14 protein-coding genes are annotated in these 17315 nt (G+C 62.8%); 9 read left to right on the top strand and 5 right to left on the bottom strand.

From position 1 onward, the window contains the following. The first annotated feature begins 201 nt into the window (after positions 1–201). Positions 202–816: a carbonic anhydrase gene (locus GH660_RS10700; protein WP_153146658.1), complete on the top strand. Its 615-nt coding sequence runs from the start codon at positions 202–204 to the stop codon at positions 814–816. A gap of 53 nt (positions 817–869) precedes the next feature. On the opposite strand, the gene GH660_RS10705 is transcribed toward GH660_RS10700, so the two are convergent. The 4 genes from GH660_RS10705 to lysA form a co-directional block, all read right to left on the bottom strand. Continuing rightward, entirely contained in the window at positions 870–1949 is a 1080-nt protein-coding gene (locus GH660_RS10705; RefSeq protein WP_153146659.1) for a YeeE/YedE family protein, read from the bottom strand. Positions 1950–2013: 64 nt separating this feature from the next. After that, the gene (locus GH660_RS10710; protein ID WP_153146660.1) at positions 2014–5097 is read right to left on the bottom strand and encodes an efflux RND transporter permease subunit; all 3084 of its coding nucleotides are present in this window, start codon (positions 5095–5097) and stop codon (positions 2014–2016) included. Further along, entirely contained in the window at positions 5094–6203 is a 1110-nt protein-coding gene (locus GH660_RS10715) for an efflux RND transporter periplasmic adaptor subunit (RefSeq protein WP_153146661.1), read from the bottom strand. The genes GH660_RS10710 and GH660_RS10715 overlap by 4 nt, the downstream gene beginning before the upstream one ends. Next, positions 6200–7462 (bottom strand): diaminopimelate decarboxylase, encoded by a 1263-nt coding sequence (gene lysA, locus GH660_RS10720; protein WP_153146662.1) that lies wholly within the window; start codon positions 7460–7462, stop codon positions 6200–6202. The genes GH660_RS10715 and lysA overlap by 4 nt, the downstream gene beginning before the upstream one ends. A 236-nt stretch (positions 7463–7698) precedes the next feature. On the opposite strand from lysA, the gene cyaY reads away from it, so the two are divergent. Beyond that, positions 7699–8016: an iron donor protein CyaY gene (gene cyaY, locus GH660_RS10725; protein WP_153146663.1), complete on the top strand. Its 318-nt coding sequence runs from the start codon at positions 7699–7701 to the stop codon at positions 8014–8016. Here the strand turns inward: cyaY and GH660_RS10730 are convergent, their stop codons facing one another. Continuing rightward, the gene (locus GH660_RS10730) at positions 8017–10335 is read right to left on the bottom strand and encodes a penicillin-binding protein 1A (RefSeq protein WP_228276462.1); all 2319 of its coding nucleotides are present in this window, start codon (positions 10333–10335) and stop codon (positions 8017–8019) included. A 162-nt stretch (positions 10336–10497) separates the two neighbouring features. Here GH660_RS10730 and GH660_RS10735 point away from each other — a divergent pair, with 162 nt between their 5' ends. The 7 genes from GH660_RS10735 (at position 10498) to aroB (ending at position 17171) form a co-directional block, all read left to right on the top strand. Next, positions 10498–11583 (top strand): pilus assembly protein PilM, encoded by a 1086-nt coding sequence (locus tag GH660_RS10735; RefSeq protein ID WP_194266294.1) that lies wholly within the window; start codon positions 10498–10500, stop codon positions 11581–11583. Continuing rightward, positions 11580–12149, top strand: a complete 570-nt coding sequence (locus GH660_RS10740; RefSeq protein WP_153146666.1) for a PilN domain-containing protein — start codon at positions 11580–11582, stop codon at positions 12147–12149. The genes GH660_RS10735 and GH660_RS10740 overlap by 4 nt, the downstream gene beginning before the upstream one ends. After that, on the top strand, positions 12146–12820 hold the full coding sequence (locus GH660_RS10745) for a type 4a pilus biogenesis protein PilO (RefSeq protein WP_153146667.1): 675 nt from the start codon (positions 12146–12148) through the stop codon (positions 12818–12820). The genes GH660_RS10740 and GH660_RS10745 overlap by 4 nt, the downstream gene beginning before the upstream one ends. After that, positions 12817–13362 (top strand): pilus assembly protein PilP, encoded by a 546-nt coding sequence (locus GH660_RS10750; RefSeq protein ID WP_228276463.1) that lies wholly within the window; start codon positions 12817–12819, stop codon positions 13360–13362. The genes GH660_RS10745 and GH660_RS10750 overlap by 4 nt, the downstream gene beginning before the upstream one ends. Continuing rightward, positions 13359–15479, top strand: coding sequence for a type IV pilus secretin PilQ (gene pilQ / locus GH660_RS10755; protein WP_153146668.1), 2121 nt, complete (start codon positions 13359–13361; stop codon positions 15477–15479). The genes GH660_RS10750 and pilQ overlap by 4 nt, the downstream gene beginning before the upstream one ends. Positions 15480–15561: 82 nt before the next feature. Then, the gene (locus GH660_RS10760) at positions 15562–16089 is read left to right on the top strand and encodes a shikimate kinase (protein ID WP_153146669.1); all 528 of its coding nucleotides are present in this window, start codon (positions 15562–15564) and stop codon (positions 16087–16089) included. Beyond that, positions 16077–17171, top strand: coding sequence for a 3-dehydroquinate synthase (gene aroB / locus GH660_RS10765; protein WP_153146670.1), 1095 nt, complete (start codon positions 16077–16079; stop codon positions 17169–17171). Before GH660_RS10760 ends, aroB begins: the two co-directional genes overlap by 13 nt. The last annotated feature ends 144 nt before the right edge of the window (positions 17172–17315 follow it).

Below are 17315 nucleotides of genomic sequence, written 5' to 3' on the forward strand. Positions count from 1 at the left end.
CGCCAAAGCGTCTCGGCGGTTTTTTTGTTGAGTTTTGGGGGCGGGATGTGACCGGGTGAAAGCCTGCGTTCGGGCCGCAGCGGACATTTTGCCTCGCCCCGGTTGTATGAGGGTTCCGGCGTATTGAGAGGCCAATCACAATCATGAAGGTATTATGATCATGCGTTGGAGTGTCCATCCTTTCATACCAATTTAGCCGCCATGCCTACAACTGTCCCATCAGCGTACTCGGCCCAAGAGGCGCTTGACCGCCTGAAGGAAGGCAACGAGCGCTTTGTCGCAGGACTGGCACGTTTTCCGACCCTGCAAAAGGAAGTGCTTGCGGAACTGGCCAAGGGACAGCAACCCTACGCCACGATTCTCGGTTGCAGCGATAGCAGGGTGCCACCGGAACTGGTTTTCGATGCCGGTTTCGGCGAACTCTTCGTGATTCGTGTGGCTGGCAACGTCCTCGGCCCATCGATTCTGGGCACCCTGCAGTATGCTGCCGCCCACCTGAAAACCCCGCTGTTCGTCGTCCTCGGGCATGAGGGGTGCGGTGCCGTCAAGGCGGCCATTTCAGCGAAGTTCGAAGGCGCCAGGCACAAGAGCCGAATTGAGGTTCTGCTGGAGAACATCCTGCCTGCCCTCGATGGTCTTGACGACAATCAACCGCTGGATGCTCTGGTAAGCAAGGGTGTAGAAGCCAACGTACGGCATACGATACGTGAGCTTATGGAAACACCGGAGGTAAAGGCCAATCTGCCGGGCAGCAACATCATCTTGGTCGGCGCGGTCTACGATCTCGAATCAGGATTGGTGCGTTTTCTTGAATAGTATTTTTCAACCGATATCGTCCGAAATGGCTGCAGATAGCTAAACGGACATGCTCAGGCCAGCAAGGCCGGGCGCTCTTCGAGTTTCTGTGGCCGATCTGCCAAGCGGTCGGTGAGCCCGGCGCCGAGCCACATGCCGATCAGCGCTAGCCAGGCGGTGAGGGCGAAGATGGCGGCGCCGGAGACGCCGGCGCCGACCGCACAACCGCCGGCCAGCATGCCGCCGAAGCCCATGCACAGGGCGCCGGCGATGTAGCGACGCATGCTGTGGCCATCCTTGAAGCCTTCCAGTTTGAGTTCCTTGCCCCACAGCCCGGCGAGGAAGGAACCGAGAACGACGCCGGGCACCAGGCCGATGTCGAAATCCCACGGCTGGCCTGGCGGCGACAGCACGAGCATCAGCATGTCGGCCGAGGGGCCGGTGAAGCTGAGGCTTTGCACCGGGACGATTTCGAAGGACTGCGAACCGATCCGGTAAGTCAGCAGCCAGGCGAGGGCGATCATGACCCCGACGCCGATGGCGCCCAGCCACTCGCGCCGGCTGAGATGGGCGCGCTGCGCGAAATGGATGGCGGTGGCGAGCCAGACGAGGCCGAAGACAAGCCCGCCGTAATGGCCGAGGTGGAAGGTGGCGAGCAGGTCGCGCGCGGCGCCGCCCTCGATGGTCCACAATCCGGAAATCCAGGTGCGGGCCGGCGATAGCACGCCGTTCAGCGAGGCCTGGGCGGCGACGGCGAAGATCAGCCCGGTGAGCAGCGCACGCAGGTTGCCGTTGGCGGCGAGGACCAACATGCGCGACGAGCAGCCACGTGCCAGGATCATGCCGATGCCGAACAGCAGGCCGCCGACGAGGGCGCCGGAGAGGCTGCCGGCGGCGGAAAGCTGGCGCGCCTGGCCGACGTCGAGCCAGCCCTGGGTGATGAACAACTGGGTGGCGACGATGGCCGAGGAGAAGGCGAAGAGCCAGATGGCCAGCTTGGCGGTGCCTTGCCGGTTCCAGAATTCGACGACTGCCGAACGCAGGCAGAAACGCGAGCGCTGGGCGCAGACGCCGAACAGCAGGCCGACGATCAGGCCGGCGAGCGCGATCGTCGTCTTGTCACCCAGCACTTCGGTGAGACTGTTGAAATCCATGGTTTTTGCCGAAAAAAATGCGGTCGACCGCAACAGGCTGCGGTCTGTCACCAACCTTTTAATTTTAGACTACCTGGCGGCGACCTTCCGGCGTTTCCTGGCGCAGCGCCAGATAGTTCTCGACCAGCGAGTAGACTGCCGGCACGACGACCAGCGTCAGCAGCGTCGACGAGATCATGCCGCCGATGACGGCGATCGACAGCGGCTGGTTGGTTTCCGAGCCGGCGCCGAAACCGAGCGCGGCGGGCGCCAGGGCGAGGACGACGGTGGCCGAGGTCATCAGCACCGGCCGCATGCGGATCGGGCAGGCGTCGTTCAGGGCGTCGTCGATGCCCATGCCGCCGGCACGGCGCTGGTTGGTCAGGTCGACGAGCAGGATCGAGTTCTTGGCGACGAGGCCGATGAGCAGGACGAGGCCGATCATCGAGTAGATGTTGAGGGTCTGGCCGGTCGCCCACAGTGCCGCTACGCCGCCGATGATGGCGAGCGGTTGCGCCAGCATGACGATGAAGGGCTGCAGGAAGGAGTCGAACTGGCTGGCCAGCACCATGTAGAGCAACACCATCGCCAGCACGAAGGCGAAGGTCATGTACTTGGTGGTCTTGGCGAATTCCTCGGCCTGGCCGATCAGCTTGATCTGGTAGCCGGGCGGCAGGTCGTCGGCGAACGACCGCACTTTCTGTACCGCCTCGCCGAGCGGGATGGTCGGCGTGGCGAAGAAGGTGGCGGCGTATTGCAGGTCGAAGCGGCCGATGACCGCCGGCCCGAGCGTTTCCGTGAAACTGGCGACCGAATCGAGGCGCACCAGCTTGCCTTCCTTGTTGCGCAGATAGATTTTCGCGAGGTCGGCCGGTTGCGTGAATTCGCCCTCGCGGCCCTTGACGCGGATGTCGTAGCGCTGGCCGTCGCCCGGCTCGTCGTTGTATTTGGCGATGTCGACGCCGCCGGTGAGCATGTTGATGGCGGCCGCGACATCGGCGGTGGTCAGGCCGGCGGAAGCGATGCGCAGGCGGTCGGGCTGGAAGACGAGTTGCGGCAGGTCGAGCTGGAGGTCGGTGTCGATGCGCCCGCCAAGGCCGGGTTCGGCGGCCAGCTTGCCCTGAAGTTCGCGGCCGAGGCGGCCGACTTCGGCCAGGTTCTCGCCGCTCAGTACGAACTGCAGCGGTTCGCCGCGCTGGCCCTGGACCATCGGATACGGTGCGGCGAAGACGCGGGCACCGGGAATCTGCGCCAGCTTCTCGCGCAGGATGGGCAGCAGTTCCTGCTGGCTGATGCGCCGCTCGTTGCGCGGAGCCATGCGGGCGACGACGGTGCCCTGGTTGACCTGGCCGGCGCTGCCGAGACCGATCAGGGCGAATTCGGTGACGATTTCGTCATGTTCGTTGAGCACCGCCTCGACCATCCGCAGGCGCGAGTCGGTGTAGTCGATCGACGAACCGAGCGGGGCGCGCAGATAGACCAGGAAGCGGCCCTCGTCCTGTTCCGGCGCGAAGGTCTTGCCGACGTTGGCGAAGAAGAAGGCGCTGGAAGCGACGGTGAGCAGGGTCAGCAGCACCACGGTCCACCGACGCGCCAGGGCGCGGGCGAGCAGGCGGCGGTAGAAGGCGTCGAGGCGCTGGAAGCGGCGCTCGATGGCGGCGAGGAAGCGGCCGTGCTGGTGGCCCTTTTCGCGCACGGTCAGGAAGCGCGAGCAGAGCATCGGCGTCAAGGTCAGCGAGACGAACAGCGAAACCAGCACGCCGAAGGTGACGACGACGGCGAAGGAGCGGAAGAACTGGCCGATGATGCCGCTCATGAAAATGACCGGGGCGAAGATCGAGACCAGCGCCAGGGTCGCGGCGATGACCGCGAAAACGACCTCGTTGGCGCCGTTGACCGCAGCCGTCACCGGGTCGGCATCGAGTTCCTCGCGGTGGCGGAAGATGTTCTCGAGGACGACGATGGCGTCATCGACGACGACGCCGATCAGCAGCAGCAAGCCGAGCAGGGTCAGCGAATTGAGCGTGTAGCCGAAGAAGTAGATGACCGCGATGGCGCCCATCAGCGACACCGGGATGGCCAGCGCGACGATGATGGTCGCCCGCACCGACTGCAGGAAGAGCCAGACGACCAGTGCCGCGAGCAGGGTGCCCTCGACCAGGTGCTCCTTCAGCGCATTGACGATCTCGAGGATGAACACCGCGTCGTTCGACACGACATGCAGTTGCAGGCCGGGCGGAAGTTGCGGGCGCAGCTCGTTTTCCAGCTTTGCCTTGACCTTGTCGACGATGGCGACTGTGTTGGTATTGGTGACCTTGACGATGCCGAGGCCGATCGTCGTCTCGCCGTTGAAGCGGGCAAGCTGACGGTTGTCGGTGAGGCCGTCGATGACCTCGGCGACATCCTGCAGGCGGATCGGTGCGCCGGCTTTCCAGCCGATCACCATCTGCTTGAGCGCATCGATCGAATGGAATTCGAGGTCGAGCTTGACCAGGCTTTCGGTCTTTTCGCCGACCACGAAACCTCCGGCCATCTGCACGTGCTCGCGCGCAAAGGCGTCGTTGATGTCCTGCGCGGTGACGCCGAACGCCGCCATCCGCGCCGGCCACAGCTCAGCGCGGATGGTCCGGTCGCGGCGTCCGCCGAGGCGCACTTCGCCTACGCCGTCGATGGTTTCCAGGCGCTTCTTCAGCACGTTGATGGCGTACTGGTTCAACTGCTGCTGCGTGCGGTCGCCCTGCAGGGCCAGCCACATGATTGGCTGGGCGTTGGTTTCGACCTTGGCGACGACCGGCGGATCGGCGTCCTTGGGCAGGCGGCGCAGCACTTGGTTGACCTTGGCCTGGACCTCGTTGAAGGCGACGTCGATCTTCTTTTCGAGGTTGAAGGTGATGGCGATCACCGAGACGCCGGGCGACGACGTGGACTGGATGTGCTCGATGCCAGGCGTCGAATTGACGGAGCTTTCGATGATGTTGGTCACCGAGGCGTCGACGATGTCCGGGTTGGCACCCTTGAGCGTCGTCGTGATCGAGACGACCGGGAATTCGATGTACGGATAGCGGTCCATGCCGATCCGGTCGAAGCTGATGACGCCGAACAGGACCAGTACCGCGCTCAGCATCCACGCCAGCACGTGGCGCTTGATCGACAGCTCGGGCAGGGTCATTGAGGCTTCGCGGCGGCCGCTGGAGCGGCGGCGGTTTTCGGCAGTTCCTTGACGTTGACCGCAGCACCGTTGCTCAGGAAGCCGGCGCCGTCGAGGGCGACCGTTTCACCACCGTGCAGGCCGCTGGTGATCTCGATCAGGCCGCGCTGCTTGCTGCCGACCTCGACGATCTGCTGCCGGGCCTTGCCGTCGGCGATCAGGTAGACGACCTTACCTGCCGGGCGCAGGACGACCGCCTGCTCCGGCACCACCACGGCGCGCTCGCGCTGGCCGGTGACGACGGCGGCGTCGACCGAGCCGCCCCCCTTCAGCAGGCCGGGGTTGTCGAGGCGGGCGATGACCTCGAGGGCGCGGTTGCTCTCGCCGACGGTCGGGCGGATGTCCTCGACGACGGCCGCGATGATCGTTTCCGGTGCCAGCGGGCTGACAAGGCGCACCGGCTGGCCGATCCTGAGGCGCGCGGCGGCGGACTCCGGGAAGGGCAGGTTGGCACGCAGGCGCTCGTTGGAGACCAGTCGGAAGAGGGGATCGCCGACCTTGACGTAGTCGCCGACGGCGACGATCTGCGTTTCGACGATGCCGGCGAAGGGGGCGACGACGCGGGTTTTCCCGAGCGCGTTGCGCGACAGGCTGGCGCGTGCCTGTGCCGTCGCCAGCTGGCTCTTCAGGGCGTCACGCTGGGCGGTCACGTCGTCGAGCGCATTTTTCGAAATGAAGCTCCGCTGCACCAGCTCGGACTGCCGCGCGACGACTCTTTCCTGCTGCGCCAGCAGCGCCTCCAGCCGGGCGATCTCGGCGCTGTCGGCGGCGGCCTGGTAGCCGGCATCGGTGGGGTCGATGCGCGCCAGCAACTGTCCCTTGCCGACCTCCTGGCCGCTGCGCGCGGCCACCTCGACGACCTTGCCGGCGATTTCGGCGCCGATTTTCGGATCCTTGACCGCTTCCAGCGTGCCCAGCGTGCGCTCGGCGATCTCCAGCGCCACGACCTGCGCCTGCGTGGTCGTGATCAGGGCCGGCGGCGCGCCCTTCTTCTCGGCCGGTTTTTCGCCGCAGGCCGCGAGCAGCAGCGCGGCTGCCAGCAGCAGGGCGCCGGCGCCGTGCCTCATGCCGGCAGGATCTGTTCGCCGGCGTAGAGTTCGTCGACAGTTTCGCGGCGGCGGATCACATGCGCCTGCGCGCCATCGACCATCACCTCGACGGCACGCGGCCGGGTGTTGTAGTTGGAGGCCATCGCCATGCCGTAGGCGCCGGCCGACATGACGGCGAGCAGGTCGCCGGCGGCGATGGCGAGCGGCCGCGCCAGACCGAGGAAGTCGCCGGTCTCGCAGACCGGGCCGACCACGTCGTAGACGCGGGTTTCGCCGGCATGCGGTGCCACTGGCAGGATGTCGTGCCAGGCCTCGTAGAGCGCCGGCCGCTTGAGGTCGTTCATCGCCGCGTCGACGATGGCGAAATTCTTGCCCTCGCCCGGCTTGAGGAACTCGACGCGCGTCAGTAGCAGGCCGGCATTGCCGACCAGGCGGCGGCCGGGTTCGAGGACGACCTTGAGGCCGCGCCCGGCCAGCCGGTCGAGCAGCGGATTGAGGTAGGACGCCACGGTGGGTTCCACCTGGTCGTCCTTGTACTTGATGCCGAGGCCGCCGCCGAGGTCGATGTGGTGAATGCGGATGCCTTCCGCGGTCAACTGGTCTATCAGCGCCAGAATGCGATCGAGCGCCTCGACGAAGGGCGAAGGGTCGAGCAGTTGCGAACCGATGTGGCAGTCGATGCCGGCGACCTCGATATGGGGCAGCGCGGCGGCACGGCGGTAGAGGGCCAGTGCGTCGTCGTAGGCGACGCCGAACTTGGCTTCCTTGAGGCCGGTCGAAATGTAGGGATGGGTCTTCGGGTCGACGTTCGGATTGACGCGCAGGCTGACCGGCGCCTGCCTGCCGCACTGGCCGGCGACTTCATTCAGGCGTTCCAGTTCGGCCGGCGATTCGATGTTGAAGCAGAGGATGTCGGCGTCGAGCGCCTGCTTCATTTCATTGGCGGTCTTGCCGACGCCCGAGAAGACGACTTTGCGCGGGTCGGCACCGGCGGCCAGGACACGTTGCAGTTCGCCGCCGGAAACGATGTCGAAGCCGGCGCCCATGCGCGCGAAGAGGTTGAGGATGGCGAGGTTGGAGTTGGCCTTGACAGCGTAGCAGACCAGCGCGCCGTCGCCGGCCGGGTGGGCGGCGAGAACGTCGAGAAACTCCTGCAGTGCGCCCTGCAGCGCCGCGCGGGAGTAAACGTAGGCCGGTGTGCCGAAGCGCTCGGCGATGGCGGGCAGGGCGACGGATTCGGCGTGCAGGACGCCTTGCTTGAGGGTGAAGTGGCTCATTGGGTGCTGTTCTTTTGGTCCGTGCTAACATCGCCGGCAGCTGGCGGATTCTGGGGTGCCGGCGCCGGCGCCGGGGCAGGTTTCGGGTTGCCGAACAGGGGTTCGGGCGGCGGGCCGGAGGGCATGACGAGCGGGGCTTTCAAGCCGCAGGCGGCGAGGCAGAGCGTCAGGAGCGCGGCGAAGATTCGGAGCATTAATGACGGACCGGTCAGTAAAGAGCGGGATGGTAGCACACCATGGATGACAAGGAATTCAATGCGCTGGCAGACGGCATTCTGGCCCGCATCGAGGCGGCGCTGGAAGCCAGTGGTGCCGATATCGACTTCGAACTGGCGGCCGGCGGCGTGCTGGAGATTGAGTTTGCCGACGGCAGCCGGATCGTCGTCAATCGCCACGGCGTGGCGCGCGAAATCTGGGTGGCCGCCCGCGCCGGCGGCTTTCATTTTCGCTGGGACGGCGCGGCCTGGCGCGACACGCGCGATGGCGCCGAACTGCTGGAAAAGCTTTCGGCGCTCGCCAGCCAACAGGCCGGCGAGCCGGTGCGCCTGGCCTGATCAGTCGCTCGGCGGCAGGTGGCTGGGATCGACCACCGATGAGGGTGTCGTTTCCTCCTGCCCTTCGTCCGGCGATGCGTCCCTGACCACGTTCTCGTTGTACATGTAGGTTCGCTCGCGGCCGCTGCCGAAGGCGGTGATGCCGTCCGGCATGGCCGGCGTCTGCATGGCGACGTCCTTGAGGGCGCGGCCCATGTAGCCGATCCAGATCGGCAGCGCCGCGGCGCCGCCGGTTTCCTTGTCGCCGAGCTTGCGCGGCTGGTCGAAGCCGACCCAGGCACAGGCGCTGATCGTCATCTGGTAGCCACAGAACCAGGCATCCACATATTCGTTGGTGGTGCCCGTCTTGCCGGCGAGATCCTGCCGCTTGAGGGCGACCGAGGCCTTGGCCGCGGTGCCGTAGATGGTCACGTCGCGCAGCATGCTGTCCATCATGAAGGCATTGCGCGGGTCGATGACGCGGATGGATTCCTCGCCGGCCGGCACTTCCGCCGAGCGGGCGAGCACGTTGCTGTTCTCGTCGCGGATTTCGCGGACGACGAAGGGCCTGATCCGGTAACCGCCGTTGGCGAACACGGAGTAAGCGGTCACCATCTGCCACGGCGTCACCGAACCGGCACCGAGGGCCATGGTCAGGTAGGGCGGATGTTTCTCGGGATCGAAGCCGAAGCGGCCGGCGTAGTCCTGCGCGTAATGCGTGCCGATGGCCTGCAGGATGCGGATCGACACCATGTTCTTCGACTTGGCCAGCGCCGTCCGCATCTTCATCGGGCCTTCGTACTTGCCGTCGTAGTTGTGCGGCTCCCAGGCTTGCGAACCGGTCTGGCTGGCCGAGATCACGATCGGCTCGTCGTTGATGATGCTGCCCGGATGAAAGCCCTTCTCGAGCGCCGCCGAGTAGATGAAGGGCTTGAAGCTCGATCCGGGCTGTCGCCAGGCCTGCGTCACGTGATTGAACTTGTTGCGGTTGAAGTCGAAGCCGCCGACCAGCGCGCGAATCGCCCCGTCCCGCGGGTCGACCGCGACGAACGCGGACTCGACGTCGGGCAACTGGCTGATCTGCCAGTTGCCCTTGTCGTCCTTTTGCAGGCGGATGATTGCGCCGCGCTTGATGCGCTTGTTGGGCGGCGCGTTGCCGTCGAGCATCTTGGTTGCGAACTTGATCGCGTCGCCGCTCAGTGTGACGATCTCGCCACCCTTGCGGTAGGCGCGAATCTGCTTTGGTTCGGCCGCCAGCACGAGGGCGGGGATCAGGTCGCCGGTGTCGGCGATGTCCTGCAACGCCTCGTCGATGGCTTCGTCCTGATCGGAGGAGATGTCCTTCATGTCGAGATAGGACTCGGCGCCCCGGTAGCCGTGGCGCCGGTCGTAGTCCATGACGCCACGGCGCAGGCTGTGGTAGGCGGCCTCCTGTTCGGCCTTGACCAGGGTCGTGTAGACCTTGAATCCGCGCGAATAGACGTCTTCCGGAAAGCGCTCGGCGGCGATCTGGCGGGCCATCTCGGCCGCGTGTTCGGCGTGGACGGCGTATTCCGCCAGCTCGCGCTTGATCACCAGCGGTTCCTTGAGCGCCGATTCGTACTGGACGTCTGTGATGTAGCCAAGGTCGTGCATGCGGCGCAATACATATTGCTGACGGATCCTGGCTCGCTTCGGGTTGGCGATCGGATTGTAGGCCGACGGCGCCTTGGGCAGACCGGCGAGCATGGCGGCCTCGGCGACGGTGATGTCCTGCAGCGGCTTGCCGAAGTAGATCTGGGCGGCGGCGGCGAAGCCGTAGGCGCGCTGGCCGAGGAAGATCTGGTTGATGTAGAGCTCAAGGATCTGGTCCTTGCTCAGGTTGCTCTCGATCTTGAACGACAGCAGCGCCTCGTAGAGTTTGCGCGTGTAGGTCTTTTCGCTCGACAGGAAGAAATTGCGGGCGACCTGCTGGGTGATCGTCGAGGCGCCCTGGCGCTTGCCGCCCCCGATCAGGTTGGCGCCGGCGGCACGCATGATCCCCATGTAGTCGATGCCGCCATGCTGGTAGAAGCGATCATCCTCGGCGGCCAGAATGGCGTGCTTCATGACCGGCGGAACATCCTGTATGCTGACGACGGCGCGCCGTTCTTCGCCGAATTCGCCGATCAGGAAGCCGTCGCTGGTGTATACGCGCAGCGGAATCTTGGGGCGATAATCTGTGAGGACTTCGAGCGATGGCAGATTGGGATAGGCGAGCGCGAGAACGATCATCGCCAAGGCGATGCCAATGGCGACGAGGCCGAGCAAAACGACCAGCGGGGAGAGAACGATACGGGCGGCCAGAGGGAGGGAGGACAAGGTTGTAAAGTGGGGTCGGATTGGCGTTGCGCGGATTATACGCTTATGCGTAAACGCCCCGTGAAAACGCTTTACATGCCGTGTGGTTGTTGCTAGCATCTAAACCAAATTATTGGTTGTTTTGCCTAACATCGCATTTTTTAAGGGCTTTTTGGGGGTCTGGTGGGCTTCGATATCTCAGCGTTGTTTAATCCCAAGGCGCGTCCATTGTTGGGGCTGGACATCAGCTCCTCGGCCGTCAAGCTGGTCGAGCTGACCGCCAACGGGAAGGAGGGTTACCGTGTCGAGCGCTACACCATCGAGGTGTTGCCGAAGGATGCGGTGTCCGATGGCAATATTGCCAACCTCGATGGCGTCGTCGATGCCGTCAAGCGAGCCTGGAAACGGCTGGGTACGTCGACGCGCAACGTTGCGATGGCGCTGCCCGGCTCCGCAGTGATCACGAAGAAAATCATCGTGCCCGCGGGTTTGCGTGACGACCAGCTCGAAATCCAGGTCGAGTCGGAGGCGAACCAATATATTCCGTTCGCGATCGACGAGGTCAATCTCGACTTTCAGGTGATCGGTCCGGCGCCATCGCTGCCTGACGAACTGGAGGTGCTGATTGCCGCCTCCAAGAAGGAGCGGGTCGAAGACCGTGTCGCGGTGGCGGATGCGGCGGGACTCAGCGCAGTGGTCGTAGACGTCGAGTCGCTGGCGGCACTGGCCGCGTTCGAGTTGATCGAGCGCCAGTTGCCCGAAGGGGGCAAGAATCAGACGGTGGCGCTGATCGACGCCGGCTCCAATGTGATGAGCCTGACGGTCCTGCGCAACGGGCAGCAGGTCTATGCGCGCGAGCAGGCTTTCGGTGGCGGACAGTTGACCCAGGATATCGCTCGGCATTACGGAATGACCTACGAAGAGGCCGAAGGCGCCAAGCGCGCCGGCAGCCTGCCGGAGGGTTACGAAACCGAGTTGCTGGCCCCGTTCATGGAAAATCTGGCGCTCGAAATTTCGCGCGCCCTGCAGTTCTTCTTCACCTCGACCCAATACAACCAGGTCGATCACATCGTACTGGCCGGCGGCTGTGCCGTGATTCCCGGCGTCGACGAAGTCGTGGCGACGCGTACCCAAGTCAGCACCCTGATCGCCAACCCGTTTGCCAACATGGTGCTCTCCGACCGTGTGCGGGCGAAGAACCTGCTGGCCGACGCCTCGTCCCTGATGGTGGCTTGCGGCCTCGCCTTGCGGAGGTTTGATCCATCATGATTCGCATTAACCTCCTGCCTCACCGCGAAGAAGCGCGAAAGGCAAGGCGTCAGCAGTTCTATGGCATGCTCGGTGCGGTCGCCGCGCTGGCCGCCTTGGTTATTTTCCTCGGGTATACAATCATCAATGGTTACATCAGCAACCAGGCTGACGCCAATGATTTCCTGAAGCGCGAAATTGCCGTTCTCGACAAACAGATCGATCAGATCAAGCGGCTCAAGGAACAGACCCAGGCACTGCTGGCCCGCAAGCAGATCATTGAGGATCTTCAGCGCGATCGTGGCGAAACCGTCTATCTGCTGACCGAACTTGTCAGGCAGGTGCCCGAGGGAGTTTACCTCAAGTCGCTCAAGCAGGACGGCGCCAAGGTCAATATCACCGGCTACGCCCAGTCGAATGCCCGTGTCTCTGCCCTGATGCGCAATCTTGAAGCCTCTCCCTGGCTGGAGAATCCGCAACTGGTCGAGGTCAAGGCGGTAGTTCTGAACGGGCGCCGCAGCAACGAGTTCGCCATGAATTTCACGCTGACGCGTACCAAGCCTGATGATGGGAAGGCCAAGAAATGAAAGCCAAGACCATTTCAACCCCAAGAATCGATTTTCAGGCGATCGCCGACGACTTTCGCTTCCTGAATCCGAACGATCCGGGTTCCTGGCCGCTGATTCCGAAGCTGACCATGCTGCTGGGTCTCTTCGTGGCCCTGCTCGTCGCCGGGTGGTGGTTCCTGTGGAGCGACCAGCTGGCCGAACTGGAAAGCAAGCAGAAGGAAGAGGAAACCCTCAAGCAGCAATATCTCGACAAGAAGCGGCAGGCGGTCAATCTCGATTTGTATATCGAGCAACTGGCGGAAATCGACCGTTCCTTTGGCGCCTTGCTGAAACAGTTGCCGAACAAGTCGGAAATCGAGGCGTTGCTTATCGAAGTCAACCAGGCGGGCCTTGGGCGTGGACTGCAGTTCGATCTCTTCCGTCCGGGTGCCGAGCAGATCAAGGACTTCTATGCCGAGTTGCCGATCGCGGTGAAGATCAACGGCGGGTACCATGATTTTGGCGCCTTCGCCGCCGACATCGCGAAGTTGCCACGCATCGTGACGCTGAACAATATCGCGATAGTTCCCGGCAAGGATGGCGTTCTGTCTCTCGATGCAACCACAAAGACCTTCCGTTATCTGGACGAGGAAGAGGTGGCTAGGCAGAAGAAGGCAGCGCAAGTCGCGAAGCAAGGAGCGAAGAAGTGAAGCGATTAATCCTTGTCGCACTCTGTGGCGCCCTGGGGGCCTGTTTGGGTGGCGACCACGAAGACCTCAGGCAATGGATGGTCGATAGCACCAAGGACATGCGGGGGAATATTCCCAAGCTGCCCGAGGTGAAGCCCTATCAGCCTGTTCCCTATGATGTCGAGGCGTTGCTGGATCCGTTCAAGCCGGGCAAGATCGAGCCGGAGTCGAAGACCAAGCAGGGGGCGAGCAACGGTGGCGCCTTCCAGCCCGATTTCGAGGCGCGCGAACTGCGTAACAGCCTGCTCGAAAAATATCCGATCGAGTCGTTGAAGATGATCGGCTATCTGAACGTCAATCGGCGTCCGATTGCCGTGATTCAGGTTGAAGACAAGGTCAAGCAGGTCAAGGTTGGGGAATACGTCGGGCTTGATTTCGGCATGGTGACGCAAATCACAGACAAAGAAGTGGTGTTGCGCGAATTGATTCAGGATTCTGCGGGTGACTGGAGCGAACGTACCAGTTCCTTGTATCTGCAGGGCAAGGAGGGAAGCAAGAAATGAAATTCATCAACTACGCGATGGCCGCTCTTGCGGCGACCTGCCTTGCCTTGGCCGGTCCGCTTTCAGCGCAGACGGTTGCCGCAAATTCGATCGAGGCGATCAACGCCGCTCCCCAGGGAACGGACATTGCCATTCGGATCGACTTGAAGGAACCGCTTGCGACCCCTCCAACCGGGTTCAGCGTAGCCAAGCCGGCAAAAATAGCCTTCGACTTTCCGTCGACCGCAAACGGGCTGGGCAAGAACAGCCTTGTGCTCAAGGAAGGAGACCTGCAGAGCGTCAATGTCGTCGAAGTCGGTGGTCGCACACGTGTCGTTCTCAATCTTACGCGCAGCATGAACTACACCACGCGCCTGGACGGCAAGGCGCTTTACGTCGTGCTGGCGCCGATTCCGGTGGTTTCCGATTCGCTGGCGCAGCGCGCCACCCGGTTCACCGAAGAAACCGCGATCGGCAAGCGCCACGCCCTTCAGGACGTTGCCTTCCGCCGTGGCAAGGATGGCGAAGGCCGGATCATTGTCGATCTGAGCGATGCCGGCACTGGCATCGACATCCGTCAGCAGGGCAAGAATCTGATCGTCGATTTCGTCAAGACCAGTGTTCCCGACAACCTGCGTCGCCGGCTAGATGTCACGGATTTCGGAACGCCGGTGACCTCGATCGAAACCAAAGCTTTCGGCGAGAACGCGCGAATGACCATCACGCCGCACGGTCTGTGGGAGCACAATGCCTATCAGAGCGAAAACCAGTTCGTAGTCGAGGTCAAGCGCATCGTCGAGGATCCGAACAAACTGGTTCAGGGAACCAAGACGGGTTACCAGGGGCCGCGGGTCAGCATCAATTACCAGAACGGCGATGTGCGCGCCCTGTTGCGCCTGATGGCCGAGGAACTGGGTCTGAACGCAGTGATCAGCGAAACGGTGACCGGTACGACGACCCTAGTGCTGAAGGACGTCCCGGCCGACCAGGTGATCGACATCATCTTCCAGCAGAAGGGGCTGGACATGCGCAAGAAGGGCAACATCATGATGATTGCCCCGCGCGACGAAATTGCGACACGCGAGAAGCTCGATTTCGAGGCGCGCCAGCAGATCAGTGAACTGGAGCCGATCCAGGCCGAGCAATTCCAGCTGAACTATCAGAAGGCCGTTGATGTGGCGCGTCTTCTGGCTGGTTTGGCACCGGCGGGACAGCAGGCCATTCCCGGGTCTGCTCAGAGAATCCTGAGCAAGCGCGGCAATGCGGTTGCCGACCCGCAGACCAATATCCTGTTTGTCAATGATATCCCGAGCAAGCTTGAAGAAATCCGCCGCTTCATCCGGGCCATCGACATCGGTGCGCGTCAGGTTCTGATCGAGGCACGCGTGGTCGAGGCGAGCGACACCTTCAACCGCGATCTCGGCGTCCGAATGAATTTCCTGAGCGCGCGGGCGGGTGGTACCCAGGTCGGCGGCAGCGGTATCTATAGTGGTGGCGGTTCGTATTCTCCCGCGGGCCAGGTGTCGAACAACACGATCGGCGTCAATCTGCCATCTTTCACCAATGTCGGTGGTACGCTGGCCTTCTCCTTGTTCAATGCCTCGCTGACGCGAATCCTGAATCTCGAGCTGGCAGCCTTGGAAACGGATGGTATCGGTAAGATCGTTTCGAGTCCGCGCGTCATTACCGCGAACAACGTCAAGGCGAAGATCCAGGATGGCACGGAAATTCCTTATGTGACGACTGTGGCCGGCGGTGGCGTGGCGACCCAGAACGTATCGTTCAAGACCGCTGCGCTCTCTCTCGAGGCGACGCCGCAGATTACGCCCGAGGGAACTGTGCGCATGCTGCTCGTGGTCAAGAAGGAAGAGCCGGACTGGACGCGCGCGGTGCTGGGCAACCCGCCGATCAAGACGGCTACGGTTGAAACCAGTGTGGTGGTCGAGAATGGCGGAACCGTGGTTATCGGTGGCGTATATATCACCAAGAAGGAAAATGTGACCGAGAAGGTCCCGCTCCTTGGCGATATTCCGTTCTTCGGTTATCTGTTCAAGTATCAGAACGATACCGGCCAGCGGCGCGAACTGCTGTTCTTCATCACGCCGCGCATCGTTTCGGACAAGTTGCAGGTCAACTGATCTTCGAAACCCCGCTCGCCAAGGGCCGGCATTGCCGGCCCTTGTCTTTTGGCGAATCTCCAGAGTCGGATAGAATCCCGGCGTGAATAATCGCAGCAATATTTATCTCGTCGGCCTGATGGGTGCAGGAAAAACCACCGTTGGCCGGCAACTGGCGAAGCGCCTGGGGCGCACGTTCTACGACTCCGACCATGAAATTGTCGAACGCACCGGGGTGCCCATCCCGACCATCTTCGAGATCGAGGGGGAAGAGGGCTTTCGTCGTCGCGAGGCGCAGACGATTGTCGATCTGACGTCCGGAACGGATATCGTGCTGGCGACCGGCGGCGGAGTGGTGATCAATCCGGACAATCGCGCCCGGCTGCGTGAAACCGGTTGGGTGGTCTATCTGAACGTGCCGCCGGCCATGCTCTTCGAGCGCACACGCCATGATCGGAATCGCCCGCTGCTGCGGGTTCCCGACCCGCTGGCGAAACTTGAGGAACTGCACCGGCAGCGCGACCCGTTGTATCGCGAGGCCGCCCATCTGGTTGTCGATGGATCGCATCTCGTCGCCGCCGGCATCGTTCAACATCTGTTGCGGGAATTCAACCGCCTATGCAAAATCTGACTCAGACACTGACCGTCTCGCTGGCCGAGCGTTCGTATCCCATTCATATCGGCAGCGCTTTGTTGGCGCGCGCCGATCTGCTGCTGCCGCATTTGAAGCAGAAAAAGGCCGTGATCGTCAGCAATACGACGGTGGCCCCCCTTTATCTCGACCGGTTGCGGTCGACCCTCGAAAAAGCCGGAATTTCGACGTTGCCGATCATCCTCCCGGACGGTGAGCAATACAAAAATTGGGAAACCCTGAACCTGGTTTTCGATGCACTGCTCGGCACGCATTGCGAACGCAGCACGACGCTGATCGCCTTGGGTGGTGGCGTCATCGGCGACATGGGTGGCTTCGCGGCCGCCTGCTACCAGCGCGGGATGCCTTTCATCCAGGTGCCAACCACGCTGCTTTCCCAAGTCGATTCTTCGGTCGGCGGCAAGACGGCAATCAATCATCCGCTGGGCAAGAACATGATCGGGGCGTTCTACCAGCCGCAAGTGGTCCTCGCCGACATCGACACTCTCGATACCTTGCCGGACCGTGAACTAAGGGCCGGGGTCGCAGAAGTAATCAAGTACGGGTTGATACGCGACCCCGCATTCTTTGCCTGGCTGGAAGCGAATGTCGAAAAACTGCTGGCGCGCGACAAGGAGGTGCTGGCCTATGCCGTCCATCGGTCATGCGCCAACAAGGCGGACGTGGTCGCGGCGGACGAGCGCGAAACCGGCGAGCGCGCCTTGCTCAATCTCGGCCACACCTTCGGTCATGCCATCGAAACCGGCCTTGGTTACGGAGAATGGTTGCATGGCGAGGCGATTGCTGCCGGCACGCTAATTGCTGCCGAGTTGTCGTGGCGCCTGGGCTGGCTTGACGTCGACGCGGTGGAGCGGATCGAAAACCTCTTCGTGCGTTGCGACTTGCCGGTTCATGGTGCACCAATGGGGGCTGCGCGCTATATGGAACTGATGCGCCACGACAAGAAGGTTCAGGACGGCAAGCTGCGCCTGGTGTTGCTGAAGGGAATCGGCAGTGCGGTGGTTTCCGATGTGGCCGGCGAAGCGATGATTGCGGCATCCATCGAAGCGAGATGCACCTGAACGGGGATTGATAGGGATCTGGAAGAACCGCGTTGGTGCATCGCAGCATCTTGAATAGGCAGGGGTTTGACGGTATATTCTGCGGTCGCCCCGAATTTTCGTACAAGCCGGCTAAGGTATCGGGAAGCCGGTTTTTTCTACCTT

This window comes from Dechloromonas sp. H13, assembly GCF_009469615.1.
Taxonomy (GTDB): domain Bacteria; phylum Pseudomonadota; class Gammaproteobacteria; order Burkholderiales; family Rhodocyclaceae; genus Azonexus.